Genomic DNA, 7,900 nt, shown 5'->3' with positions numbered 1-7,900 from the left:
GTCGCCAACGCGACGGGCCCCTCCCTCTCCCCGAGGAGAGGGAAATGGTGCGCAGTCCCATTCACCTCTCCTTGGGGAGAGGTCGAAATCGCCCTGGCGATTTCGGGTGAGGGGGCGGCTCCGGCCCATCCGGTTGGCTCAATCGCAGCCATCTCACCCCGCTTTCGGCACGCGCACGGTCACCGGCATGCCCTGGCGCAGGGCCGGGTCGGGGTCGTCGACGATGATGCGCAGGCGGTAGACCAGGTCGGTGCGCAGCTCCGGCGTCTGCACCGTCTTCGGCGTGAACTCGGCCACCGGAGAGACGAAGCCGACCCTGGCATGGTAGGGCCGGTCCGGCCGGGTGTCGGTCACCACCTCGACCATCAGCCCCGGATGCACCCGGCCCAGATCGGGCTCCGCCACATAGGCGCGGATCCAGACCGGCTTGGTCAGCGACAGCACATAGGCGACGCTGCTGGGCGCCATGATCGCCCCCGGCTCCGCCACCCGCGACAGGATGATGCCGTCGGCCGGGGCCTTGAGCGTGGCGTCGGCCAGCGCGGTCTCGGCGGTGGCGAGGTCGGCCTGGGCGGCGGCGAGGGTGGCGCGGCCGGCGGCGATGTCCTCGGCCCGGTTGCCCTCCAGCAGCAGCTCCAGCGCCTGGCGCGCCGAATCCAGCCGGGCCTGGGCCATGTCGCGGTCGGCCTGGGTCTGGTCCAGCGTCGATTGCGGGGCGTTGCCGCTCTGGCGCAGCTGCCGGGTACGGTCGAAGGCCAGCCTGGCGTTCTCCAGATCGGCCTCGCGCTCGGCCACCGTGGCGCGGCCCTGGGCGATCTCGGCGGCGCGCGGCCCGGCGACCAGCTTGTCGAGATCGGCCTGGCGCGCCCCCACGCTGGCCTTTGCGGCCGCGACGCTGTCCTGGAACGGCCGGTCGTCCAGCCGCGCCAGCACCTGGCCTGCGGTCACAGCCTCCCCCTCCTCCAGCCTCATCTCGGCCAGCCGGCCGGAGACGCGGAAACCGAGCTCGGCCTGGCGGATGTCGACATTGCCGTAGAGGGTCAGCGTGTCGCCCCGGCCCTGGCGCCAGCCCAGCCGGCCGGGCAGGTCGAACCACCAGCCGGCGGCGATGGCGGCCGCGATCAGGACGGCGACAGCGGCGAGGATGCGCCGTCTCATGGCCGCGCCTCCGCCGCCAGGCCGCGCAGATAGAGGTCGAGATGCCGGTCGATGAAGGTGTCGAGGTCGAAGCTCTCATCCGGGTGGACGAAGGTGGTGCCCCAGATCACCGCCATCAGCAGCGGCGCGATCATCAGCCGGGCGGCATCGGCCGGATCGACCGGCCGGATCTCGCCGGACGCGATGCCGCGCTGGATCAGGCCGGAGACGACGCCGAGCATCCGGTCGATCACGGTCTCGCGCCAGAACTGCGCCAACTCCGGAAATTGCGGGGATTCGGCGATGATCAGGCGCGGGAAATGAAGCAGCGGCGACCCGACCACGGTCTGCGTGATGGCACGCAGCAGCCGCGGCAGGATCTCCAGCACCGGCGTGCCGGGCCGCGCCGTCTCGCCGATCAGCCGCTCGACATTCGGCAGCACCGACTGGCGCACCAGCGCCTCGAACACCGCCTGCTTGCTGGGGAAGTACAGATAGACCGTGCCCTTGCTGACCCCGGCTCGGGCGGCGATGTCGTCGATCCGCGTCGCGGCGAAGCCCTTCTCCACGAACAGGGCGAAGGCCGCCTCCAGCAGCTCCGCCGGCCGCGCCTCCTTCCGCCGTCTCCGCACCGCCTGCGCCATCGCCGGTTCGCTCGCCTTCGATAATGACTGACCAGTCAGTTATTAGTGAAGGCGACGACGCGAGTCAAGCTTCACCCAGGTCAGCCGCGGTCGGAGGCCCGAGCGGACAAGCTGAAAGAGCCCCTCCTGAACGGAGGGGCCCTTGATCGGCTGTCATTCAGCGGGTCGAGCAAAGGGTTATACCGTCATGCGCAGCGGCGCCGCCTGCACGCCGTCCCGCCTCTCCTCCACCGCGTGGCAGGCGACCTGGGCGTCGCCGGCGGACAGCGGCTTCGGCACCTCGCTGCGGCAGCGGTCATTGGCCAGCGGGCAGCGCGGATGGAAGGCGCAGCCCGGCGGCGGGGCGATCGGGCTGGGGATCTCGCCCTCCACCATCCGCCGCGGCCGGCCCGTCATCTCCAGGTCCGGCAGCGCGTCCAGCAGCATGCGGGTGTAGGGGTGGCGCGGCGCCCGGAACAGCGACCGGGCCGGCGCCAGCTCGACCATCCGGCCGAGATAGACCACGCCGATCCGGCTGGCCATGTGCCGGACCACGGCCAGGTTGTGGCTGATGAACAGATAGGTCAGCCTGTCCTGCTGCTGCAGGTCCTTCATCAGGTTCAGGATCTGGGCCTGGACCGAGACGTCCAGCGCCGAGGTCGGCTCATCGCAGACGATGAACTCCGGCTGCGACGCCAGCGCCCGGGCGATGCAGATGCGCTGGCGCTGGCCGCCGGAGAACTCATGCGGGAACTTCCGCCCGTCGCGCGGGTCGAGGCCGACCCGACGCAACAGCCCCGCCACCTTCTCCGCCGTCTCGGCCTGGGACGCGGCCAGGCGGAAGGCGCGGATCGGCTCCGCCACGATGCGGTCGACCCGCCAGCGCGGGTTCAGGCTGGCATAGGGGTCCTGGAAGATCATCTGGATGCGCCGGCGCAGCTTCGCCAGCTGCACCTTCTTCGCCGGGTCGGCCAGGTCGATGCCGTCGATCAGCACCGACCCGTCGCTGGGCTGCAGCAGCCCCACCGCCAGCCGGGCGATGGTAGACTTGCCGGAGCCGGATTCGCCGACCAGGGCCAGCGTCTCGCCCCGGCGGATGGTGAAGCTGACATCCTGCACCGCCTTCAGGGTCAGCCGCGGCGCCCCGCCCAGCAGGCGGGCCAGCCAGGGCTGGGACAGGTCGAAGCGGCGGCTGAGCCCCACCACCTCGACCACAGAATCCGCCGTCATGCCCGGCCTCCTTCCACCAGCCAGCAGGCCGCCGCCCCCTGCCCCGCCGCCATCAGGTTCGGACGGTCGCGCCGGCAGCGGTCGAAGGCGGCGGAACAGCGCGGGTTGAAGGCGCAGCCGGGCGGGATGGCGTCCAGCCGCGGCATCGCGCCGGGGATCTGCTGCAGCCGCTCGGCATCGCCCTCGACCGTGGGGATCGAGCCCATCAGCCCCACCGTGTAGGGGTGATGCGGCTGGCGGATCACGGTGCGCACCGGCCCGATCTCGGCAATGCGGCCGGCATACATCACCGCCACCCGGTCGGCGGTCTCGGCGATCACGCCCATGTCGTGGGTGATCAGCATCACCGCCGTGCCGCGCTCGCGGCACAGCCGCTTCAGCACCGCGATCACCTGGGCCTGGACCGAGACGTCGAGCGCCGTGGTCGGCTCGTCGGCGATCACCAGCTCCGGCTCCGCCGCCAAAGCCAGGGCGATGACCACGCGCTGGCGCATGCCGCCGGAGAACTCATGCGGGTAGCTGTCGATCCGCGCCGCCGCCGCGGGGATGCCGACCTCCTCCAGCAGCGCGATCGCCTTGCGCCGCGCCGCGTCGCGGCCCAGCGGCAGGTGGGTGGTGATGGTCTCGGTCAACTGACGCCCAACGGTGTAGAGCGGGTTCAGGCTGGTCAGCGGGTCCTGGAAGATCATGCCGATGCGCCGGCCGCGGATCCGCCGCATCGCCTCGGGCTTCAGGTTGTCGATGCGCTCGCCCTTCAGCCGGATCTCGCCGCCGGCGATGCGGCCGGGCGGGTCGATCAGCCCGATCACGGCGGTGCCGGTGATCGACTTGCCGGCGCCGGATTCGCCGACCACGCCCAGCACCTCGCCGGGGGCGATGTCGAAGGAGACGCCGTCGATCGCGGTCAGGAGGCCGCGGCGGTTGCGGAACTGGACCTTGAGGTCGCGGACGCTGAGCGTCATGTCGGCCATCCCCCTCACCGCAGCTTCGGGTTGAGGGCGTCGCGCAGCCAGTCGCCCAGCAGGTTGACCGACAGCGCCAGCACCGCCAGGGCGACGCCGGGGAAGATCGTGATCCACCACTCGCCGGAGAACAGGAAGCGGTTGCCGATGTTGATCAGCGTGCCCAGCGAGGGCGAGGTCGACGGCACGCCGACGCCGAGGAAGGACAGCGTCGCCTCGGTGATGATCGCCAGCGCCAGGTTGATGGTGGCGATCACCAGCACCGGGCCGGTCACGTTCGGCAGCACGTGGCGGAACATGATGGTCCAGTCCGACAGGCCGATCAGCCGGGCGGCCTGGACGTATTCCTTCTTCGATTCGACCAGTGTGGACCCGCGCACGGTGCGGGCGTACTGCACCCAGTAGGACAGGCCGATGGCGACGACGATGACGCCGATCTGCAGGTCGGTGCCGCCGCCCTTGCCGACGAGGGCCAGGGCGATGCCGTTGATCAGCAGCGCGATCAGGATCGCCGGGAAGGTCAGCTGGACATCGGCGACGCGCATGATCACCGCCCCGACCCAGCCGCCGCGATAGCCGGCGACGAGGCCGAGGGTGACGCCGATCAGCATCGCCAGCGCCACGCCGGCGAAGCCGACGAAGAGCGAGATCCGGGTGCCGTAGAGGATGGCCGAGAACAGGTCGCGGCCCTGGTCGTCGGTGCCGAGCGGGAATTGCGGGTCGCCCTGGGCCTCGAAGGCCGGCGGGATCAGCGAGTTCATCAGGTCGAGGCTTGCGGGGTCGAACGGGTCCTGCGGCGCGATCAGCGGCGCCGCCACCGCGCCGATCAGCATCAGCAGGGTGGCCAGCAGGGCGAGGATGGCGACCGGCGAGCGGCGGAAGCGCCAGGCGAGGTCGCTGTCGAGGAAACGTCGCATGGCCTCACGCCCCCACGCGGATGCGCGGGTCGACCGCGGCGTAGAGGATGTCGACCACCAGGTTGATGGTGACGAAGATGAAGGCGCTGAGCAGCAGGTAGGCGGCCATGATCGGGATGTCGACATTGGCCACCGCCTGGATGAACAGCAGGCCCATGCCCGGCCACTGGAACACCTGCTCGGTGATGATGGCGAAGGCGATGATCGAGCCGAGCTGCAGCCCGGTGATGGTGATGACCGGGATCAGCGTGTTCTTCAGCGCATGGCCGAAATGGATCGCCCGGTCTGTCAGGCCGCGGGCGCGGGCGAAGCGGATGAAGTCGGTGCGCATCACCTCCAGCATCTCGCCGCGCACCAGGCGCATGATCAGGGTCATCTGGAACAGCCCGAGCGTGATCGCCGGCAGGATCAGCGAGCGCAGGCCGGACAGGGTCAGGAACCCGGTGCTCCACCACCCCAGCCGCACCACGTCGCCGCGGCCGAAGGAGGGCAGCCAGCCGAGCTCGACCGAGAAGATGAAGATCAGGAGGATGCCGATCAGGAAGGTCGGCAGCGACACCCCGACCAGCGAGCCGCCGAGGAACAGGCGCGACAGCCAGCGCTGCGGGTAGAGGCCGGTGAACACGCCCATCGGCATGCCGATCAGGAGCGCCAGCAGGGCCGAGGTCAGCGACAGCTCCAGCGTCGCCGGCGCACGCTCCCCGATCAGGCCGGAGACCGGCTGCTTGAACTGGTAGGAGTTGCCGAAGTCGAACCGCGCGGCATGGCCGGCATAGCGGACGAACTGGACCACCACCGGGTCGTTCAGCCCCAGGCTCTGGCGCAGCGCCTCGCGCTCCGCCTCCGTGGTCTCCTGCCCGACCATCTGGTTGATCGGGTCGCCGACGAAGCGGAACATGGTGAAGGCCAGCAAGGCCACCACCAGCATCACCAGGATCGCCTGCGCCACGCGCGTCAGGATGAAAGCCAGCATCCTACCCCGCTGCCGTTGTGCCGAGGAAAAGGACGGGCGGCGACCCGAAGACCGCCGCCCGGCGGGTCTGGACCGAAGGTCCTAGTTCTTCTTGATCCAGTCGAAGATCAGCCAGTTGTCCGGCCGCTGGACCACGGTGAACTTCTTCGACACGCCCCAGGACAGTGCCTGCTGGTGCAGCGGCAGGTAGCCGACATCCTGGTTCAGCAGGATGTCGTAGGCCTGGGCGATCAGGTCGTCGCGCTTGGCCTTGTCGCCCTCGACCGAGAAGGCGTCGACCAGGGCGTCGACCTTGGGGTTGCAGTAGCCGCCATCGTTCGAGACCGAGACGCCCGGCGCGCGGCAGCGCACCAGGTTGTTGAAGACGCTGAGCGAATCATAGCCGTCCGGAGTCCAGCCCAGCAGGTAGAAGCTGGTGCTGTGGCCGCCGGCCTCGCCGATCTGGGTGAAGTGCTTGGCGCGCGGCTGGGCGTTCAGCGTCACCTTGACCCCGACCCGGGCCAGCATCGACACCACCGCCTGGCAGATCGCCTCGTCATTGACGTAGCGGTCGTTCGGGCAGTCGAGCGTGACCTCGAACCCGTCCGGATACCCCGCCTCGGCCAGCAGCTTCTTCGACGCCTCTGGGTCGTAGGGGTGGCGCTTGAACTCGCCGGCCCGGTCGAACAGCGCCGGCGAGATCATCAGCGCCGACGGCGTCGCCTGGCCGCGCATGATTCGCTGGGCGATCGCGTCCTCGTTGATCGCCTGGTACAGCGCCAGCCGCACCTTCTGGTCCTTGAACGGGTTCTTGCCCTTGATGTTGGAATACAGCAGCTCGTCGCGGTCCTGGTCGAGGCCGAGGAAGATGGTGCGCAGCTCGGGCGCGGTCAGCAGCGCCGTGTCGGCATTGCCGGAGACGCGGTCCTGGTCCTGCACCGGCACCGGGTCGACCCAGTCGACCTGGCCGGACAGGAGCGCGGCGACGCGGGTGGCCGAGGACGCGATGGGCGTGAACTCGATCCGGTCGATGTTGCCCTCGGGCTTGCCCCACCAGTTCGGGTTGCGCACGAACACCGTCTTCACCCCGATCTCATGGCTCTCGACCATGAACGGGCCGGTGCCGTTGGCGTGCAGCACGGCGTAGCCGGGGTTCTTGTCGGCCGTCGAGGACGGCGCCACCGCGTTGTTCGCCTCCGACCATTCCTTGTCGAAGATCGGCCAGGAATCCCAGGTCGCGTTCAGGAGCGGGTTGGGCTTGGTCAGGATGAAGTCGACCGTGACGTCGTCGACCTTCGCCGCCTTCATGTCCGCCGGCACCCGGCCCTTGATGTCCGAGCCCGGGGCGCGCAGCCGGTCGAGCGAGTACAGCACGTCGTCGGCGGTGAACGGATCGCCATTGGCGAACTTCACGCCCGGGCGCAGATGGACGCGCCATTTCAGCCCGTCATCCGTCACCTCCCAGCCGGTGGCCAGGGCCGGGATGATCTGCATGTCCTTGTCGCGCCGGGTGAGCCCCTCATAGACGTTGCTCATCGTCGCGGTGGTGAAGGTCTCGTTGTACTGGTAGCTGTCGAGTGTGTTCAGATTGCCCTGGAAGGCGAAGCGGAAGGTCTCCGCCCGCGCCGCCGCCGCGGTCGCCAGGATGGCAGCCCCCACCAGCAGTCCCGTCGCCGCCCATCGCAAAGGCGCGGGCATGGCCTGGGCCCGGGATCCGCCTCGCTGTCTCACATCCGCCATCGGTGCCTCGTCTGGATCTTGGTTGCAGGGAATCGGTCGGCTCGCGCCATCCGGCCAGGTCCATGGGGTTCGAGAGCGCGGCCGGGCGCGGCCACGATGCGCTGCTCCCGCCCGACGCGGTTTGATTGCCTCCCCGTGGGGATGATTGCCCGACTTTTGCTCCGGGTCGAGGCTGTTGCTATGCTGCGATGCGGCATCGCCGCCGCCCGTTTGCTGGGCAGTTGCACGCGTCATCGCCGCTCCCGGCCGTCCGACAGCATCGGATTCCAATCCTCACCCCCTGTTGCCGGAGCCGGAGAAGCAACCCTCGTGCCACGAGGCGGCGGCCTAGCGGATCGG

Annotated in this window: 7 protein-coding genes; all 7 read right to left on the bottom strand. The window is 69.8% G+C overall.

The window, feature by feature from the left end; genetic code table 11:
* Positions 1-153: 153 nt before the first annotated feature.
* The 7 genes from hlyD to ABDW35_RS06610 all read right to left on the bottom strand — a co-directional run bounded on the left by hlyD (position 154) and on the right by ABDW35_RS06610 (position 7,480).
* Complete coding sequence (gene hlyD / locus ABDW35_RS06640) at positions 154-1,158, bottom strand: secretion protein HlyD (RefSeq protein ID WP_343713066.1); 1,005 nt, start codon at positions 1,156-1,158, stop codon at positions 154-156.
* On the bottom strand, positions 1,155-1,781 hold the full coding sequence (locus tag ABDW35_RS06635; protein WP_343713065.1) for a TetR/AcrR family transcriptional regulator: 627 nt from the start codon (positions 1,779-1,781) through the stop codon (positions 1,155-1,157). The genes hlyD and ABDW35_RS06635 overlap by 4 nt, the downstream gene beginning before the upstream one ends.
* Before the next feature lie 177 nt (positions 1,782-1,958).
* Entirely contained in the window at positions 1,959-2,990 is a 1,032-nt protein-coding gene (locus ABDW35_RS06630) for an oligopeptide/dipeptide ABC transporter ATP-binding protein (protein ID WP_343713064.1), read from the bottom strand.
* Positions 2,987-3,952 carry an ABC transporter ATP-binding protein gene (locus ABDW35_RS06625; RefSeq protein ID WP_343713063.1) on the bottom strand — a complete coding sequence of 322 codons (966 nt, stop codon included), beginning with the start codon at positions 3,950-3,952 and terminating at the stop codon, positions 2,987-2,989. Before ABDW35_RS06625 ends, ABDW35_RS06630 begins: the two co-directional genes overlap by 4 nt.
* 14 nt (positions 3,953-3,966) lie before the next feature.
* Complete coding sequence (locus tag ABDW35_RS06620) at positions 3,967-4,869, bottom strand: ABC transporter permease (RefSeq protein ID WP_343713062.1); 903 nt, start codon at positions 4,867-4,869, stop codon at positions 3,967-3,969.
* Positions 4,870-4,873: 4 nt separating this feature from the next.
* The gene (locus tag ABDW35_RS06615) at positions 4,874-5,842 is read right to left on the bottom strand and encodes an ABC transporter permease (RefSeq protein ID WP_343713061.1); all 969 of its coding nucleotides are present in this window, start codon (positions 5,840-5,842) and stop codon (positions 4,874-4,876) included.
* Between the two features lie 81 nt (positions 5,843-5,923).
* On the bottom strand, positions 5,924-7,480 hold the full coding sequence (locus ABDW35_RS06610; RefSeq protein WP_343713060.1) for an ABC transporter substrate-binding protein: 1,557 nt from the start codon (positions 7,478-7,480) through the stop codon (positions 5,924-5,926).
* Positions 7,481-7,900: the final 420 nt, after the last annotated feature.

The organism is Inquilinus sp. (genome assembly GCF_039594555.1).
Taxonomy (GTDB): Bacteria; Pseudomonadota; Alphaproteobacteria; order DSM-16000; family Inquilinaceae; genus Inquilinus.
Note: the sequence above shows the minus strand (reverse complement) of the source record. Positions and strands in the feature narration are given on the sequence as shown.